16 protein-coding genes are annotated in these 17,770 nt (G+C 65.2%); 9 read left to right on the top strand and 7 right to left on the bottom strand.

Features of this window, described 5'->3' with window-relative positions; all coding sequences use genetic code 11:
* The first annotated feature begins 99 nt into the window (after nt 1-99).
* From BM171_RS04955 to hemA, 5 genes are all read left to right on the top strand, one after another.
* Nucleotides 100-942, top strand: coding sequence for a c-type cytochrome (locus tag BM171_RS04955; RefSeq protein ID WP_093009708.1), 843 nt, complete (start codon nt 100-102; stop codon nt 940-942).
* Nucleotides 939-1,283: a c-type cytochrome gene (locus BM171_RS04950; protein ID WP_093009707.1), complete on the top strand. Its 345-nt coding sequence runs from the start codon at nt 939-941 to the stop codon at nt 1,281-1,283. The genes BM171_RS04955 and BM171_RS04950 overlap by 4 nt, the downstream gene beginning before the upstream one ends.
* A gap of 29 nt (nt 1,284-1,312) precedes the next feature.
* On the top strand, nt 1,313-2,575 hold the full coding sequence (locus BM171_RS04945) for an NAD(P)/FAD-dependent oxidoreductase (protein WP_093009706.1): 1,263 nt from the start codon (nt 1,313-1,315) through the stop codon (nt 2,573-2,575).
* Nucleotides 2,576-2,636: 61 nt separating this feature from the next.
* Nucleotides 2,637-3,065, top strand: a complete 429-nt coding sequence (locus BM171_RS04940) for a DUF302 domain-containing protein (RefSeq protein WP_093009705.1) — start codon at nt 2,637-2,639, stop codon at nt 3,063-3,065.
* On the top strand, nt 3,062-4,291 hold the full coding sequence (hemA, locus tag BM171_RS04935) for a 5-aminolevulinate synthase (RefSeq protein WP_093009704.1): 1,230 nt from the start codon (nt 3,062-3,064) through the stop codon (nt 4,289-4,291). The genes BM171_RS04940 and hemA overlap by 4 nt, the downstream gene beginning before the upstream one ends.
* Before the next feature lie 3 nt (nt 4,292-4,294).
* On the opposite strand, the gene BM171_RS04930 is transcribed toward hemA, so the two are convergent.
* From BM171_RS04930 to BM171_RS04915, 4 genes are read right to left on the bottom strand one after another with little or no spacing between them, the layout of a single operon-like run.
* Entirely contained in the window at nt 4,295-5,212 is a 918-nt protein-coding gene (locus BM171_RS04930) for an MBL fold metallo-hydrolase (protein WP_093009703.1), read from the bottom strand.
* Between the two features lie 57 nt (nt 5,213-5,269).
* Nucleotides 5,270-6,103, bottom strand: coding sequence for a carbohydrate ABC transporter permease (locus BM171_RS04925; RefSeq protein ID WP_093009702.1), 834 nt, complete (start codon nt 6,101-6,103; stop codon nt 5,270-5,272).
* Nucleotides 6,100-6,996, bottom strand: a complete 897-nt coding sequence (locus tag BM171_RS04920) for a carbohydrate ABC transporter permease (protein ID WP_245760184.1) — start codon at nt 6,994-6,996, stop codon at nt 6,100-6,102. Before BM171_RS04920 ends, BM171_RS04925 begins: the two co-directional genes overlap by 4 nt.
* Nucleotides 6,993-8,279, bottom strand: coding sequence for an extracellular solute-binding protein (locus tag BM171_RS04915; RefSeq protein ID WP_093009701.1), 1,287 nt, complete (start codon nt 8,277-8,279; stop codon nt 6,993-6,995). The genes BM171_RS04920 and BM171_RS04915 overlap by 4 nt, the downstream gene beginning before the upstream one ends.
* A gap of 115 nt (nt 8,280-8,394) precedes the next feature.
* Between BM171_RS04915 and BM171_RS18865 the strand changes: the two genes are divergently transcribed.
* Nucleotides 8,395-9,540 (top strand): c-type cytochrome, encoded by a 1,146-nt coding sequence (locus tag BM171_RS18865; RefSeq protein WP_175497491.1) that lies wholly within the window; start codon nt 8,395-8,397, stop codon nt 9,538-9,540.
* 45 nt (nt 9,541-9,585) lie between these two features.
* Here BM171_RS18865 and BM171_RS04900 read toward each other — a convergent pair whose 3' ends face one another.
* On the bottom strand, nt 9,586-10,524 hold the full coding sequence (locus tag BM171_RS04900) for a pirin family protein (RefSeq protein WP_093009699.1): 939 nt from the start codon (nt 10,522-10,524) through the stop codon (nt 9,586-9,588).
* 124 nt (nt 10,525-10,648) lie between these two features.
* Nucleotides 10,649-11,518 (bottom strand): LysR family transcriptional regulator, encoded by an 870-nt coding sequence (locus BM171_RS04895; protein WP_093009698.1) that lies wholly within the window; start codon nt 11,516-11,518, stop codon nt 10,649-10,651.
* Between the two features lie 98 nt (nt 11,519-11,616).
* On the opposite strand from BM171_RS04895, the gene BM171_RS04890 reads away from it, so the two are divergent.
* On the top strand, nt 11,617-13,176 hold the full coding sequence (locus tag BM171_RS04890) for a proton-conducting transporter transmembrane domain-containing protein (protein ID WP_093009697.1): 1,560 nt from the start codon (nt 11,617-11,619) through the stop codon (nt 13,174-13,176).
* On the top strand, nt 13,173-15,530 hold the full coding sequence (locus BM171_RS04885) for a YbcC family protein (protein ID WP_093009696.1): 2,358 nt from the start codon (nt 13,173-13,175) through the stop codon (nt 15,528-15,530). Before BM171_RS04890 ends, BM171_RS04885 begins: the two co-directional genes overlap by 4 nt.
* Nucleotides 15,531-15,572: 42 nt before the next feature.
* Here BM171_RS04885 and BM171_RS04880 read toward each other — a convergent pair whose 3' ends face one another.
* Nucleotides 15,573-16,160, bottom strand: coding sequence for a YceI family protein (locus BM171_RS04880; protein ID WP_245760183.1), 588 nt, complete (start codon nt 16,158-16,160; stop codon nt 15,573-15,575).
* Nucleotides 16,161-16,279: 119 nt separating this feature from the next.
* Here BM171_RS04880 and kynU point away from each other — a divergent pair, with 119 nt between their 5' ends.
* The gene (gene kynU, locus BM171_RS04875; protein ID WP_093009695.1) at nt 16,280-17,479 is read left to right on the top strand and encodes a kynureninase; all 1,200 of its coding nucleotides are present in this window, start codon (nt 16,280-16,282) and stop codon (nt 17,477-17,479) included.
* Nucleotides 17,480-17,770: the final 291 nt, after the last annotated feature.

Raw genomic sequence — 17,770 nt, 5'->3', positions numbered from 1 at the left:
TGTCACCAGAAAGGGCAAAGGTGGCCGACTTTTACGCCGCCCGCAGCAGGCTCATCCCGCCGCTCCCGTGGCCGACTTTTCCACCGCCGTTCTCACTCCATGGGCTTCGGCACGCTCGATGCCGAGGATCCGGTCAAGACCGTGGGCTCTTACTGGCCCTATGCCTCGACCGTCTTCGATTACGTCCACCGGGCGATGCCCTTCGGCAACGCGCAATCGCTGAGCGATGACGATGTTTACGCGATCACTGCCTATATCCTCTATCTCAACGAGGTCGTGGAAGACGATTTCGTCCTGTCGCGGGACAGTTTCGGTGAGATCGAGATGCCAAATGCGGGCAACTTCTACATGGACGATCGCGCCGACACGGAGCTTGATCGTTTCTCGGGCGAGGTCTGCATGGAGAATTGCAAGGACAGCGTGGAGATCGTCATGCGCGCCCGCGTCCTCGACGTGACGCCGGACAGCGATGGCGGCGGCATCGATCTTGAAGGCGGCGGTGGCGCGTCGATGCAGGAAAGCGCCGTCGAACCCGAGGCTCCGGCCGAGGAAGAAGCTGCGGCGGAACCTGCTGCCGAAGAACCCGCATCGGCCGCCGAGGAGGTCGCCGCCGTCGATCCGGCGCTGGTCGAGGAAGGCGCGAAGGTCTTCCGCAAATGTCAGGCCTGCCACCAGGTCGGCCCGGACGCGCAAAACCGTGTCGGTCCTGAGCTGAACGGCCTGATCGGCCGGACGGTCGCGGGCGTCGATGGTTTTTCCTACTCCGGCGCGATGCAATCGGCTGGTGAGGACGGCGTCATCTGGACCGAGGAGCATCTGGCCGAGTTTCTCGCCAACCCGCGCGAGACCTACCAGGGCACCAAGATGTCGTTTGCCGGCCTGCGGAGCGAGGACGAGATCGCGGCGGTCACCGCCTACATCCAGTCCGAGAGCCCGGAATGAGGGGCGGTGTCTTCACGGCACTCTGCTCCGGCGCGGTAACCAGCGCGCAGATTGTGCTGGCCGATCAAAGCCTCGTGCATCCGGAGATCGCCGAGATCATGGCGATCGAGGCCGATGCGGATTACGGGGCCTACCTCGCCTCCGAATGCACCGCCTGCCATTCGCCGAACCCTCAGGGCGCGATCCCTCAGATCCACATGCTGCCCGAAAGCTATATCGTCGGCGCGCTCGTGGATTACCGGATCGGCGAGCGGCAGCATCAAGTGATGGAGACGATTGCGAAGCGGCTCGGCGAAGAGGAGATCGCCGCGCTCGCCAAGTATTTCAGCGAGGTCGAATAAGGGCCCGCACAACACCGGGAGGAGACAACATGAAACTCAACAGACGGACCGTTCTGAGCGGTCTCGCCGCCGGAAGCGCCGTTCTGGCCGCTCCGATGGTCATGGCACAGGGCGCGCCGCGTGTCGTCGTCGTCGGTGGCGGTGCGGGCGGGGCGACCGCCGCGCGCTACATTGCCAAGGATTCAGGGGGTGCTGTGAACGTCACCCTGATCGAGCCGACGCGGCAATACTACACCTGTTTCTTCTCGAACCTCTATCTTGGCGGTGTCCGGGACATGGATGGCCTCGGCCACGGCTACGGCACGCTTGCCGCCGACTACGGCATCAATGTCGTGCATGACTGGGCCGTGGGCGTAGACCGAGACGCCAAGACCGTGGCGCTGGCAAGCGGAGCCACCGTGCCCTACGACCGGCTGATCCTGTCGCCGGGCATCGACTTCAAGGATGGCGCGGTTCCGGGCTGGGACGTCTCGGCGCAGAGCGCCATGCCCCATGCCTACAAGGGCGGCTCGCAAACAGAGCTTCTGAAGGCTCAGATCCTTGCGATGCCGGAAGGCGGCCGCTTTGCAATGGTCGCGCCGCCCAATCCCTATCGCTGCCCGCCCGGACCTTATGAGCGGGTCTCGATGGTGGCGCATACCCTGAAAGAGATAAATCCGACGGCGAAGATCCTGATCGTCGATCCCAAGGCCAATTTCTCCAAGCAGGCGCTTTTCGAGGAGGGCTGGCAGAAGCATTACGGCGGCATGATCGAGCGGATCGGTCCTGATTTCGGCGGCGAGAACGTATCGGTGAACCCCTCCGAGATGACACTCGATATCGACGGCGTCGTGGAGCAGGTCGATGTCTGCAACGTCATTCCGGCTCAGAAGGCGGGCGAGATCGCGCACGCGGCCGGCATCACCGAGGGCGACTGGGCCCCGGTCAACGCGGCCGACATGTCGTCCAAGATGGACGAGGCGATCCATGTTCTCGGGGACGCCGCCGCGCAGGGCGACATGCCGAAATCCGGCTTCTCGGCCAACAGCCAGGCCAAGGTCTGTGCCAATGCCGTGCTTGGCGCTTTGACCGACAGCCGCGTCTTCCCGGCGAAGTTCTCCAACACCTGCTGGTCGCTCATCGCGCCCGAGGACGGTGTGAAGGTCGGTGCCTCCTACGAGGCGACCGAGGAGAAGATCGCCAGCACCGGCGGTTTCATCTCGGAGACCGGCGAGGACGAGGCCACGCGCGCGCAGACCTACCAAGAGAGCGTCGGTTGGTATGCGGCCATCACCAGCGACATGTTCGGCTGAGGCCGACGCGCCGGGCGGCCCGTTCGCCCGGCGCAGACCTGAATTCCAAGGGGGGAGCGACATGTTCAGATCATCTATCATCGCCGCCGCATTCATGGCCGCGCCAGCCTTCGCGCAGGAGGCGATCACGTATGATTTCGAGGGCAGTTTCGGCGATGCCAGTTTCGCGGTGGAGAATGCCATCGTGAACAAAGGGCTGGTGATCGACTATACCAGCCATGTTGGCGAGATGCTGAACCGCACGGGCGAGGATGTCGGCTCGGAGGAGATGCTTTTCACCGAGGCGGACATCTTCATCTTCTGCTCGGCCGTAATCAGCCGACAGGTCATGGAAGCCGACCCGATGAACATCGTGCACTGCCCTTACGGCATTGCCGTCACCGACCGCGACGGGGTCGTGCAGATCATGCATCGCGACTACCCGGACGGCCCGATGCAGGCCGTCGAGGACCTTCTTTCCGAGATCGTGGCCGAGGCCGGCGGCACATGACGTTTCACCCCGACCGCTTCTTCTCGGACGCGCTGACCCGTCTTCGCGAGGAGGGAAACTACCGCCGCTTCGCCGATCTCGAACGCCGCTGCGGACAGTTCCCTCGGGCCCTCGAGCGCTGCGAGGGCACGAGCCGTGACGTGACCGTCTGGTGCTCCAACGACTATCTCGGCATGGGGCAGCACCCGGATGTGCTCTATGCCATGCATCGTGCCGTGGACGAGGTCGGGGCCGGGGCGGGCGGGACGCGCAATATCTCTGGAACCACGCGCGCCCATGTCGAACTAGAGGCGGAACTCGCGGGGCTTCACGACAAGGAGGCGGCGCTCCTGTTCACGAGCGGGTATGTCTCGAATTGGGCGACCCTTGGAACGCTCGGCGCGCGCATTCCGGGCCTGGTGATCCTGTCGGATGCGCTCAACCATGCCTCCATGATAGAGGGCATTCGCCATTCCGGTGCGCGGAAGGTGATCTGGCGACACAACGATCTCGCCGATCTCGAAGCGCATCTCGCGGCGCTGCCGGCGGAGACGCCCAAGCTTATCGCCTTCGAGAGCGTCTATTCTATGGATGGGGATATCGCCCCGATCGCGGAGATCTGCGATCTTGCGGATCGCTACGGTGCCATGACCTATCTCGACGAGGTTCATGCGGTCGGATTGTACGGCCCGCGCGGCGGCGGGGTCGCCGAAGAGCGGGGCCTCATGGATCGCCTGACCGTGATCGAAGGAACGCTCGGCAAGGCGTTCGGCGTTATGGGGGGCTATATCGCCGCCTCCGCGGCGCTGGTCGACTTCATCCGGTCTTTCGCGAGCGGCTTCATCTTCACCACGGCTCTGCCACCCGCCGTCGCATCGGGGGCGCTCGCCAGTGTCCGGCATCTCAAGATGTCCCAGTCGGAGCGTGCGGCGCAAAAGGCGCGTGTTTCACAGGTGCGTGCAGGGCTCGACCGGCTGGGCATCCCCCATCTCGACAACCCCAGTCACATCATCCCGGTCATGGTCGGCGATCCCGTCAAATGCCGCTATCTGTCTGATGTTCTGATGTCTCGCCACGGGATCTACATCCAGCCGATCAATTATCCCACCGTGCCCAAAGGGACCGAGCGTCTTAGGATCACGCCCTCGCCGGTGCATTCGGGCACGGATGTCGCCAAGCTGCTGGCTGCGCTCGGAGAGCTCTGGAGCCAGTGTCAGCTCGCGCGGGTGCCGCAGGCGGCCGAATAACTTTCAGAGGGCGCGGAAGCTGTAGCCGGCCGCCGCGGCTTCGATGCGGCCGATGCCGCCATCGGGCAGATGGAAGCCGACCATCGTCTCGCCGCTCGCGGCCAGGTCCTCCAGCAGCGAGATGCGGGTCGCGATCCCCTGATCGGGGTCTTGATCGGCGGGGCTCGGCCATCCCGGGCGCGCGAGTGCCAGATGCGCGTTCCCGATCGCGTCACCGACGATGAGAACACTCTCTCCGCCACTTACGATCCGCGCGCCCATGTGACCCGGCGTGTGGCCGGGAAGGGAGACCATCGACAGACCCGGCAGGATCTCGTCGCCCGCGCCCGCGAGTGTCAGGCCGTCGCCCAGAACCTCGAGCCTGCGCGCCGCACCGGCGGCAAAGCTCTGCCGCGCGGCGCCGATCGTGTCGAGCGTGGCCGGGTCGGACCAATAGGCATGCTCTTCCGCGCCCATGTAATGCTGCGCGTTCAGAAAAAGCGGCTCGTCGAAATCGTCGAGTGCCCCCCACAGGTGGTCGGGATGGCCATGCGTGAAGATGACATGCGTGATGTCGTCCGGCGCGAGGCCGAGGGCTTCGAGGTTGCCGACGATCTCGCCCGCCGACGGCATGAAGCCGCTGCCAGAGCCTGCATCGAAGAGGACACGGGCATCGCCGTCCTCCCAAAGCGCAAGGTTGCAAGGCGCTTCGAGATTGTCAGGGGCGTATCCCGCAGCTTTGACGATGGGCACCGCCTCGTCTTCGGGCAGATCGCCGATCACGAAGCTTTCGGGCAGGATGAGGTTGCCATCCGAAACAGTGCGAAGGCGCGCGTCCCCCAGAGACATTTCGGAGACGGCGCGGGTTGGCAGGAGCGCGGTGGAGGCGAGCGAGGCAAAGGCAAGCCCCGAGCCCAGGAAGGTTCTGCGACGTATAATCATTTATGCAGATTATAAGATGTTTCGAATTCCGCAAGGGTTCATATCGCGGCAAGCGCGTCAGCCTTTCACTGCGCCCGCGATCAATGCGGAGACGATCATACGTTGCAGAAGCACGAAGATCGTGACCGCCGGCAACACCGCCACGAGGCAAGCGGCGGCGAGCAGCTGGGTGGTCGAGGCGCTCACCGAGCCTGCGAAGTTGAAGATCGCCACCGAGATCGGCCAGTCGGCGTCCCGCTCCAGAAGCACGAAGGGGATCAGGAATTGCGACCAGTTCATCACCATCGCGAGGATGAAGGCGGAGGCGATCCCGGGGCGCGCAAGCGGCAGCGTGATCCGCATCAGGATATCGACCCGCGACGCGCCGTCGATCTCTGCCGCTTCCTCAAGCTCGCGCGGGATCGCATCGAAAGCGACCTTCAGAAGCCACACCGCGAGCGGCATACCCAGCGCGCCGTAAATCGCGATCACCGAGATATCCCGGTTCAGAAGGTCGAGCGCATTCATCCATCGATAAAGCGGCACGAGGATCACCAGGGGCGAGATCATCTGCACCGCCAGCAGCGACACCATCACCGCGCCGCGTCCGCGAAAATCGATGCGGGAGCACGCATAGGCCGCCGGGATTGCCAGCGCGACCGCCAGCCCGCCGCCCGCGGCGGACAGTTTCAGCCCGTTCCAGAGGTAGATGAGAAACGCCGGATCGGAGAGGATCGTGGCGAAATTCGCGAGAGTCGGCTCGGACGGAATGAAGCGCGCCGCGCCGAGATAGACCTCGGCGGGCGTGCGTAGCGCGAGGCTGATGAGCCAGGCGAAAGGCACGGCGAAGAACACGCCGAGAGCGATCAGAGCCACATAGGTCAGGATATCTGCGGTTCGGGCGGCGCTCATGTCTCGCTCGCTCCTCGATTGAGCCAGCCGATCAGCAGGGTAAACGCCATGCCGAGCGCGAAGAGCAAAAGCGCGAGAACGCAGCCCGCAGCGAGGTCGAGGTTGTAGAAGACGGTGTTGAACGTGAAGAGCGCCAAGACTTCCGTTGCCCGCCCCGGCCCGCCGCCAGTCAGTGCGAGGATCGAGTCGAAGGTGTTGAGCGTCTGGACGGATACCAGCACCGTGTTCACCGCGATGGCCCGGCGCAGAAGCGGCAGCGTGATCGCGCGAAACGTCCGCCAGGGCCCCGCGCCATCGAGTGCGGCGACCTCGTAGAGTGTCGGATCGATGCCGCGCCGCGCGGCATAAAGCACGATCATCGAAAAGGCGGTGCCCTGCCACAGGTTGGCGATCACGGCGGAGACGAGCGCCATCTGCGGATCGGAGAGCCAAGCGACCGGGCCGAGCCCGAGACCGCCCAGAATGGAGTTCAGCGTGCCGTATGGGGCCTCGTCGAAGAGGATCTGCCAGATAAGCCCGTTGGCGATGCCGGGGACCACCCATGCTGCCAAAACCAACGTCCGGAAGGCCGCCATGCCGGGCAGTTCGCGCCGCTCGCCCCGCGCGATGAGGAGCGCGATGGCAAGACCGAGGATCTGAAGCGCAACGACATTCACGACGACGAAGAGGAGCGTCGTGGCGACGACGCCGGGAAGCGCCGGATTGCTCAGGACAGCGCGAAAGGCTGCAGTCGATACCTCGGTCGCGGGATCGACGAGGCTCGCGTCACTGAACGCAAGGCGTGCCACATCGAAGACCGGCACGGCGTAGAAGGCCGCAAGGACAAGCACCGCCGGCACGAGCCAGGGCGCGGGATGCACCTGGCCCGGTGCGCGCTCCGACGTTGCCGTCACTGCCGCTCGTAAGCCGCCTGAACCGCGGACGCCGCGGCCTCGAGCGCCTCTTCGGGGGAGGCGGAGCCGGACAGGACATCGCCGATCAGGATCTGGATCTGGTTGGAAATCTCCGGGTAGATCTCCGCGCCGGGCCGGGCCACGCCGTTCTGCAGCGCCTCGGCGAATAGCTCGAATTCGGGGCCGTCATACGCGTCGTAGCGCTCGTAGATGGCTTCCGATGTCGGCAAGAGACCCTGGTAGGCATTGCCGGGACCGGCATAGATCTCCTTCACGATCTCGCCGCAGAGCTCCGCCTTTTCGGGATCGTCGGACAACGCGGCAATGCTCCAGCCGCCTGTGCCCGTGGCGCGCTGGTCAGCCGTGGGGCCAGGTAGTTCCGAGACCGCCCAATCGGCGAAATCCTCTTCCGGCAGCGTGTTTCGCAACTGACCGTATTGCCAGTTGCCGCCGACGAACATTGCCGCCGTGCCTGCCGCCGCGGCGGCGTTGAACGCATCGTAATCTGTGATCGAGGTCACCCGCTGGGGCGCCGCACCGGCCTCCACGAGACGCTGATAATAGGCCACGGCATCAAGGAACTTCTGGCGGTTCTCACCTTCGGCGAAGACGGGTGCGCCGTTCTCGTCCACAAGCGTGCCGCCTTGCGCCCAGTAATTGGCGAGCCAGTCGAAAGCGGTGCCTTCCCAGCGCCCGCCATTGAAAAGAATGCCTTCCTTGCCCTCTTCGACGGCGGCCTCCGCGGCCACCTGAACCTCGTCCCAAGTCTGCGGCGCGTCGGGCACCACCGAAGTGTCGCGGTAGAGGACGCGCAGATCGGTGAACCACCACCAGGCCAGAACGTTGCCGCCCTCATCGGTGATGGCATCGCGCACATACGGAAAAAGGTCGGCAACCTCCTCCTCGGAGAAAACCGCGTTCATCGGTTGCAGGACACCGGCATTCTTGAAGACGGCCAGCTGCGAGCTGTCGATCATCGCGCAATCGGGACCGCGCCCCGCGCGCACCTGCTGCAGAAGCCGCGCCTGTTCCTGGCCGATATTTCCGGTCTGGAGCTGCGTTTCGATTTTCCAGTCGGGGCGCGCCTCGATGAACTCGCTGAAAAGCTCTTCGAAGGCCGCCTTCGTGTCCTGATCCGTTGAATAAAGATCGTAGGCCGTCAGCCGGAACGTCAGCGTGTTCGGAGCATCCGGCAGGCCGACGCGGTTCCGGGTCACGAGATCCTGCGCGCCCAGAACGGTCGGGCTTGCAGCGATTGCGATGGCGAGGAGGTTGAGCTTCATCTGTGTCTCCGGTGTCCACGGCCCGATCTCCGGGCGGCGGGCATTGTCTTGGCGGGCAGGATCGCGCGGTAACGCAGAGAACTGGTGCGGTGCGCTTGCGTGTAAAGACCGCGCGGTGCAGCTTCGTTCCCAAGCGGCGTCCGGTGCCGGGCGCAACGCCGCCGCGCAAAAGGTCGAGAGCGGGTCTTTTCTCTTCGCCCGCGCGATACAGATCGGACGGAGACAGGACAGGGAGAACGAGATCATGTTCAAGGATATGGATAACTTCGATCAGGGCGTCTTCGGCGCGATCTGCGTCTTCGGTGGTGCGCTGGTCTTGGCGGCAGCCTGGTTTGCGCTCGTCGTGCCCGATCCGCAGATGGCGGATGAGGGAAGCCGGAACGCGGCGGTCGAGACGGCCTCTGCCGAGACGGATGAGGTGGCGCAAGAACCCGACACCGAGCAGGAGGCTGCGCCCGAGGAGACCGAGACAGCTGCTTCGGATGAAGCGGATGCGCCTGCCGAGGAGACCGAGACAGCTGCTGCGGACGAAGCGGGTGCGCCTGCTGAAGAGACCGAGACGGCTGCTGCGGATGAGGCGGACGCGCCTGCCGAGGGGACCGAGACAGCTGCTGCGGACGAAGCGGAAACGCCTGCCGAGGAGACCGAGACAGCTGCTTCGGATGAGGCGGACGCGCCTGCCGAGGAGACCGAGACAGCTGCTGCGGACGAAGCGGACGCGCCTGCCCAAGAAACCGAGACGGCCGCCGCAGAGGAGCCGTCCGCGTCCGAGGATACCGATGCGGCTGCCGCGGATGAAGGCGAGGCTGCCACTGAGGACACCGAAACCGCCGATGCCTCGTCCAGCGACGACGCGGCGTCCGAGGTTGAGGCGGAGGACAGCACCGAAGCAAGCTCGGAGGGCGGTGCGTCCGATGGTGCGTGGCCCGAGGCGCAGATGGCTTTTCTCGATGGTGATGCCGAAGCCGGCAGCCAGACCTGGAACCAGTGCCGCGCCTGCCATGTCGCCGACCAGGAACAGAACCGTGTCGGCCCGCACCTCGTGAACTCGATCGGCCGCGATATCGCGTCCATTGAGGGCTACAATTACAGCTCCGCCTTGCAGGATCTGCAGGGCGAGCAATGGACGCCCGAAGCGATGGACGCTTGGCTCACCAATCCGCGCGACTACGCGCCCGGCACGAAGATGAGCTATCCGGGCCTCCGCGACGAGGCGGATCGCCGCGACCTTCTCGCCTATCTTTGGTCGCTTCAGAACTGAGCCGACCGAGTGTGGGGCGCGCTGCCACGGCGCGCTCCACACCCGTTACTTTTCGGGGAGCGGGATGAACTCCGCATCGTCGCCCGGCGGAAGATGGAAGCGCCCATTCTGCCAGTCGCCCGCGCGCCAGGCCTCTTTGGCCTCCTCGATCCGCTCTTTCGAAGACGCAACGAAGTTCCACCAGATATAGCGTGATCCTTCGAGCGTCTCGCCTCCCAGAAGCATGATCCGCGCGCCTTGCGGCCCCGCGCGCAGCGACACGCGGTCGCCGGGCCGGAAAACCATCATGCGTCCTGCCTCAAAGGTTTCCCCCGCGACGGTCACCGCGCCTTCCACCACGTAGACACCGCGGTCCTCGTGATCCTCTGGCAGCGGGATCGCCGCGCCGGGCTCAAGCCGTGCATCCACATAGAACATCTCGGACGCGGTGTTCACCGGCGCGCGTTCGCCCCAGGCCGAGCCGAGGATCAGCCGCACACGTTTGCCTTCGCCGTCGAGCACAGGCAGCGCATCCGCCGGGGCATGTTCGAATTCCGGCGCGCGATCCTCGTGATCCTTCGGCAGCGCCACCCAGGTCTGGATACCGAAAAAGGGCATGGTCTCTGTCTGGGTGGCATCGTCGGTGCGCTCGGAATGGGTGATCCCGTGGCCTGCGACCATCCAGTTGACCGCGCCCGGCTCGATCCAGGCATCGGTGCCGAGGCTGTCGCGGTGGTGCATCCGGCCCCTGTAGAGATAGGAGATGGTTGCCAGACCGATATGCGGGTGCGGTCTTACGTCGAGCCCGCGCGTTGGAAGGAACTCCGCCGGTCCCATCTGGTCGAAGAAGATGAACGGGCCCACCATCTGCCGGCGGGGTGCCGGTAGGGCGCGGCGCACCTCGAACCCGCCGAGATCGCGAGCGCGCGGGATGATAACGGTCTCGATCGCATCGACTTCGTCGCCGGTCGGGCAATGGGGATCGAGGGCAGGGTTCCAGCTCATGACGGTTTCTCCTGAACAAGCGATGCCCAAGACTTGACGATCAAGATCGCCAAGCCAACTCCGCAAATCGCGACGTGATATGTGCGAAAACGCGGGGTTCCGAATCCTGAAGTGCGAATTTGCGTTATGTCTTGGACGGTGAGAGCAGCCGACCGAGAAGCGGATGCGGAAAAGTCCGTTTGGCCGTCACCGCGAAGAAGCTCTCAACGATGTCGAGCTCGAAGGGCGCGCGCACCAGAAGTCCTTGCGCCAATTCGTCGGCGAGGACGACCGGAGGCGTAATCGCGAGACCGATATCGTCCCGCGCCAAGAGCCGGACCATCGCCATGTCGTCAACGATCGCGGCGATGCGCGGGGTGATGCCAAGCCGATCCACGAGACTGTCGAACCCGGTCCGGATGGAGCTTTCCGTGGGCAGGATCACCGGCTCTTCGGACAGAAGCGTCGCGAGGTCGGGGTGCCGCAGGCGGCGCTCCGTTCCGTGGATCGCCACGGGCTGCTCGGAGAGGCGATGCGCCACGAGCCCGGGCAGGCGATCCCGCGGGGGCAATTCGGTCAGAAGAACCACGTCGAGCGCCACATCCTCGAGCGCGGTCAGCAACGTCTGGCTGTTGCCCGACGTGAGCACGAGTTCGGTCGCTGCCGCGCCGAGGACCGGCCGCAGGAATTGCAGCTGGAAGTTCCGCGACAGCGTCGACAGCGCCCCCACGCGCAGCGGCGGTGCCACATCGCCGGTCTGTGCGAGCATGGCGATCAGGTCGTCACCCATGTCGAAGATGCGCTCGGCGTGATCGAGCGCGATGCGTCCGGCTTCGGTCAGCACGAGCTTGCGCCCCGTTCGCTCGAAGAGCTTATGCCCAAGCCGCTCTTCCAGAAGCCGGATCTGCGAGGAGAGCGCCGATTGCGAGACGTTCAGGCGCGCCGCCGCGTGGGTCAGCGTGCCTTCCTGGGCGACCTCCTGGAAATAGCGCAGATGATGATAGTTGAGACGCATTTGTTCTAATTAATAGAACGAAACATTCCAAACAATATAATTTATCTCAAACAAGCCGCCCTCTAGATGTCCCTTCGATTGAACGAAGGAGAGATATCATGAGCCTTCCCCTACTCATCGCGCCGGCTCTCTTGGCTGCCGCAGCATTGCTGATGGCACAGCGGCCACCTGCCAGGGGCGCGCGGCTCTTGCGCGTCCCTGAGATTGCCGCGCTTGGCGCCTTGGTCGTCGCGCTCGCGGCAGGCGCCTTCTTGTGGCTGTCTGGTCCGGTCACCAGCCCGCTTATCGGTTTTGCCGAGATCGGGTTCTCCGTGCGTCTCGACATCGTCAGCGTGGCAATGGCACTCACTGTCGCTTTCGTCGGCTGGATCGTGCTGCGCTTTTCGCGTGTGGCGATGGACGGCGAAACCCGTCAGCCTGCGTTCATGGGCTGGATGTCGGCCACCATCGCCTGCGTTCTCCTGCTCGTCACGGCGGGGAACGTCGTGCAACTTGCGCTTGGCTGGGTTGCGACCGGTGCCGCGCTTCACAGGCTTCTGCTGTTCTATCCCGGGCGGTCGGGTGCGCAGCGCGCCGCGCGCAAGAAGGCTCTGAGCGGCATCGTCGCGAGCGGGTCGCTCCTCCTGGCGGTCGGCCTTCTCGTTGCGGGGTTCGGCACGTCAGATATCGCGGCGATCAATGCGGCCGCGCAAGCCGGGCAAGGCACCGGGACACTCTGGCTTGCAGCGCTTCTTCTGGCGGTCGCGGCGATCTTCAAATCCGCGCTCGTGCCGACGCACGCCTGGCTGACCGAGGTCATGGAGGCGCCGACGCCGGTCTCCGCTCTCCTGCATGCGGGCGTTGTGAACGCGGGCGGCTTCCTTCTCATTCGCTTTGCCGACGTTCTGGTCGCGGTGCCCGGCGTGCTAGCGGTGCTTGCGCTCATCGGCGGGTTCAGCGCTCTCATCGGTGCGGCGGTCGCCCTGACGCAACCGGCGGTGAAGACCGCGCTCGCTTGGTCCACATCGGCCCAGATGGGCTTCATGGTCCTGCAATGCGGGCTCGCCCTGTTCCCGCTGGCGCTTCTGCATATCGTCGCGCACTCACTTTACAAGGCGCATGCCTTCCTTGCCTCGGGCGATGCGGTGCGCGAGGTCGCGGCGATCCGGCGGCCCGGCCCGGTTGCGGTGCCGAAGCTCGGCGCGGTCGCGCGGGCCTTCGGCCTCGCACTGGCGCTTTACATGGTGGTCGGCCTCGCCTTCGGGATCGGATCGAAGCCGCCGCAGACCGTGGCGCTGGGCGCGATCCTCATCTTCGGCGTGGTCTACCTGATCGCCCAAGGTCTGGCCGATCTCGCGCCGCGCGCATTGGCCTGGCGAACGGTGGCGATGTCGGTCGCCGCGACCGTGGCGTATTTCGCGCTGCAGCAGGGCGCGACGCTGGCCTCTTCAGGAACGTTGCCGCCACCGCCCGCACCGGACGGGCTGATCTGGGCGACCATCATCCTTGCGCTCGTCAGTTTCGCCATCGCCGCCGTCGCGCAGACCACCTTCCCGCTCTGGGCCGGACATCCGGCAGCCGCGGGGATGCGCGTCCATCTGATGAACGGCCTTTATATCAACGCGGTCCTTGAACGGCTCAGCGGCCGCTGGACCCCCGGAAAGGAGGAGATCCAATGAACATGCACATGACATGGCCCGGCGAAGCGCTCGAGTTCTTCGCGGCTGCCGAGGATGCAATCCGCCAGGTGCCGCCTGCTTTTCCTCTGGAGGCGACGGTCGCGGTCAACCCGTGGCTTGGACAGGCCAGGGAGGACCGCGCCGTTGCCGCGGCACGCCTCGCACGGGTCGGCGGTGGGGCGATGTTCCTGCCTCGGAAATCCGTCTCCGAGATGATTGATAGCGGTGAGATCACGCCGGAGGATCTGGCCGATGCCGCGGCCCGGCACGGCATCACGTCAGATGCGCTGCGCCGCGCGGCGCGGGTCAATGCGCCCTCGGTACAGCCTCTGCCGACGGTGGCCGATCTGGCGCGCGCGGCCAGCGGCATCGATTGGCCTGGGCTGATCGAAGAGCGGTTCGGCTCCTGGGCCGCGGCGCATTTCGATCAGGGTCAGGCGTTCTGGCCCGCGGCCAAAGGCGATGCTTGGCGGTCCTGGCGGGCCTATGGCAGCCGCGACCTCACGCCCGGTCTTGCGGGGCTTCATGGCTTCAATGCGCGCGTTGCCGAGGCGCCGACGGATGTGCGCGCGGCCTTCTGCGCGGCGTGCGACGCGCTCGGGCTGACGCGGGAGGCGGCTCAGCTCTACTTTCATCGGCTTCTCGTGACATTGTCGGGCTGGGCGCAATATGCGCGGCATCTCGGCTGGATCGCGGAGCGGGATGGCGGCCGCGACCGCACGCTCTTCGAACTGCTCACGATCCGGCTGATCTGGGATGAGGCCCTTCTCGAACAAGGCGGAGCGCTCACTTGCGACGCATGGCACGCAGCTTTGCATGAATATACAATGCCGATCGAGCCCGATCAGGAGATGCGGCTGAGCGCGGCGTTGCAGGAGGCCGCCGATCTGAGTGCAGAGCGGAAGCTCGCCGACATGCTTGACGGCCCGTCCGCCGCAGTGACCGGTGCACGTCCTGCGATCCAGGCGGCATTCTGCATCGACGTGCGCTCCGAAGTTCTGCGCCGTGCATTGGAGGCGGCAGATCCCGACCTGCGGACCATCGGCTTTGCCGGTTTCTTCGGCTTGCCCATCCGGCATCATGGCCATGCCTCCGACATCGTCGAGATGCGCGCCCCGATCCTGCTGGCCCCGGCGGTCGATACGCAGGCTGAGGGCGACGATACCGAAAGCAGGATCTACCTGCGCGCGATCCGCGCCTGGGGGCGTTTCAAGCGCGCCGCCGTCTCGGCCTTCGCCTTCGTCGAGGCCGCAGGGCCGCTTTATGTCGGCAAGCTCGTTCGCGACGGTCTCGGCCTTCCGAAACCGGCCTCGTCAAGCCACGCGCCGACGCTTCATCTGCCCCTCGAGGAGCGTGTCGCGGCTGCCGCGCGTATTCTCAAGGCGATGTCGCTGACCTCTGGCTTCGCGCGACTTGTGCTGATTTGCGGTCACGGATCGGAGGTCGCCAACGCGCCTCACCGCAGCGCATTGCAATGCGGGGCCTGTGGCGGACATGCAGGTGACGTGAACGCGCGCCTTCTGGCTGCACTTCTGAACGATCAGGCGGTGCGCGGCAGGCTCGCGGGCGAGGGCATCGAGATCCCGGCGGACACCCATTTCGTCGCCGGGCTGCACGACACCGTTTCCGACGAGGTTGCGCTCTTCACCGACGGTGTGCACAACAGCCATGCAGGCGATATCGCGCGCCTCAAGCTGGCGCTCAAGCAGGCCGGTGCGATGGCTCGAACGGAACGGGCTCAGAGCCTTCCGCACGGGGTCGCCGATGCGCTCGCCGCTCGCGGGCAGGACTGGTCCGAGATCCGGCCCGAATGGGGGCTTGCCGGATGCCGGGGCTTCATCGCCGCGCCGCGCTCCCGCACGGCCGGGCGCGATCTTGGCGGCCGTGTCTTCCTGCACGATTACGATTGGCGGCAGGACGAGGATGCCGCAACGCTCGAGCTGATCCTCAGCGCGCCCGTCGTCGTGGCAAGCTGGATCGCGCTGCAATACCACGGCTCGACGGTCGCGCCGGAGACCTTCGGAGCAGGGAACAAGCTGCTGCACAATGTCGTGGGCGGCATCGGTGTGCTCGAGGGAAATGGCGGAGCCTTGCGCGCCGGTCTGCCTTGGCAATCGGTGCATGACGGTGAAGCGCCGCGCCATGCCGCCAGCCGCCTCGTTGTCGCCATCGACGCGCCCGAGGCGATGATCTCGGAGGTGCTGGAGCGCCAGCCGCAAGTGCGGGCCCTGTTCGACAATGGCTGGCTGACCTTGGTCCGTCTGGACGAGGCCGGCGCGGTTGCGGCGCGCTATACGAAGAACGGATGGACGGGCTACGCGGCGGAGAGGGCGGAGGCCCGGTCCGCGGCCTGATGCGACACCGCGCCGCCGGTGCCCCGGCGGCGCGGACTGGCTTTATTCGTCCATACGCATCGCTTCGGTCTCGATGATGAGCGTCACCTCGTCGCCGACAAGCCCGTTGTCGACGCCGTAGGTCATGCCCCAATCGCTCCGGTTGAGGCTGCCCCGGACGGTCAGCCCGAGAACGAAGCGGCCATGGCCGAACGGATATTCCTCGGCCTTGTTCAGCGTGACATCGAGTACAAGGGGGTTCGTCTGTCCCAGAAGCGTCAGCTCGCCCGCGACCTCGCCTTCGGTATCGCTTGACGGGGTGCCGCTATCGGCGGTGAACACCATTTCGGGATGATCGTTCACGGCCAGGAAATCGCCCGAGCGCACATGTTCGTCCCGTGCGTCGTTCATGGTCTCGAGGCTGCCGGTCTGAACCGTAACCTCGACGTCGCTGAGTTCCTGGGTCTCCATGTCGTATGTGAAGGTTCCCGCGACCTCGCCGAACAGGCCAAGGGTCGCTGCATAACCGACGTGATCGATTAGAAAGGCCACGGTCGTATGCGCCGGGTCGAGCTCGTAGCGGGCAGGCTCGGCCTGGGCGAGGGTCGGGGCAGCAATGAGAAGTGTGGAAACGAGCGCTCGGCGCATCATGTTTTCTCCTGTTGGTCCGTCTGCATGGAACGGTAGCACCGAAGCGAAGAAAGTCCCGCGCACCTTCTCGGGAGCGAGCGTTCATGTCATAGCTTGCCCGTCACCGAGCCGGAGCTTCCATGTCAGCCGCATCATCCGTCACACGAAAGCATCTCTTCCATCTGCCCGAAGGCGTGATCTATCTCGATGGGAACTCGTTAGGCCCGCTGCCCAATGCCGCGCTCGTCCGGATGCAGGAGGCGATGCGCCACGAATGGGGAGACATGCTCATCGGCGGGTGGAACAAGGCCGGCTGGATGGCGCAGCCCGCGCGGATCGGCGACCGGATCGGCAAGCTCATCGGTGCGCCCGAAGGCTCCGTCGTTCTGGGCGATACATTGTCGGTGAAGGTCTATCAGGCGCTGGCCGCCGCGCTGGCGATGCGCCCCGACCGCAAGGTCGTTCTGTCCGACAGTGGCAATTTCCCGACCGATCTCTACATGGCGGAAGGGCTGATCGCGACGCTGGGGCAAGGGCACCGGCTCGAGGTCGTCGACCCCGAGGACATCGCGGCCCGGATCGGCCCGGACGTCGCGGCGCTGATGCTGACCGAGGTAGATTACCGCACCGGGCGGCGTCACGACATGGCCGCGTTGACGCGCGCGGCACAGGATGCAGGCGCGGTGGCGATCTGGGATCTGGCGCATTCCGCCGGTGCGCTTCCGATCGACCTGACAGCCGCCGGTGCCGAGTTCGCGGTCGGTTGCACCTACAAGTATCTCAATGGCGGGCCCGGTGCCCCGGCTTTCATCTACGTGCGACCCGATCTCGCCGATACGGTGATGCCGGCCCTGCAGGGCTGGCTCGGCCATGACGCGCCGTTCGCCTTCGAGCCCGCTTACCGGCCCGCGCAAGGGATCGAGCGCATGCGCGTCGGCACGCCGCCGGTTCTGCAGATGGCCGCGCTCGATGCCGCGCTCGACCTCTGGGACGGGGTCGCGATGGAGGATGTGCGCGCAGCCTCCATCGAATTGTCCGAGCGGTTCATCGCCGGTGTCGAAGCGGCGTGCCCGGACCTCGCTCTGGCGAGCCCCCGCGATCCCGCGATGCGCGGCAGCCAGGTCTCGTTCCGGTTCGAACACGGCTACGAGGCAATGCAAGCACTGATTGCACACGGCGTCATCGGCGATTTCCGGGCGCCGGACATCATGCGCTTCGGGCTGACGCCGCTCTTTCTCGACACGGCGGATATCGACGCGGCGGTTTCCGTGCTGACACGTGTCATCGGGGAAGACATGTGGCGCGACCCCGCTTATGCGAAGCGCTCCAAGGTCACCTGACAGCCGGATCGCGCAGCTCGGTCGAATCGATTCGAGAATTTACAAATACCGATTCGCGCTGCCGCGGTCTCTGCGGCGGCCATGCGCCGATATGTCGTTGTAAATCTGTCACTGATGCTCAACTTTTTAGCCGCAGCGCAGCATTTCTGACGCGCTACTTCGCCGCAAATTCGCCTTCGCGCAATAATGCGTTTGCAAAAAGATAGTTAACTTTCAATTATATAGCCAGTGGCGGAATAAAGGTGATTCTGAAAAGTCAAGCGTGACTTAGCGGAGGTTCATGTAGACGTG

This window comes from Roseivivax halotolerans (assembly GCF_900115815.1).
In the GTDB taxonomy this organism is placed as follows: Bacteria; Pseudomonadota; Alphaproteobacteria; order Rhodobacterales; family Rhodobacteraceae; genus Roseivivax; species Roseivivax halotolerans.
This window is presented reverse-complemented; position numbering and strand designations above follow the sequence as displayed.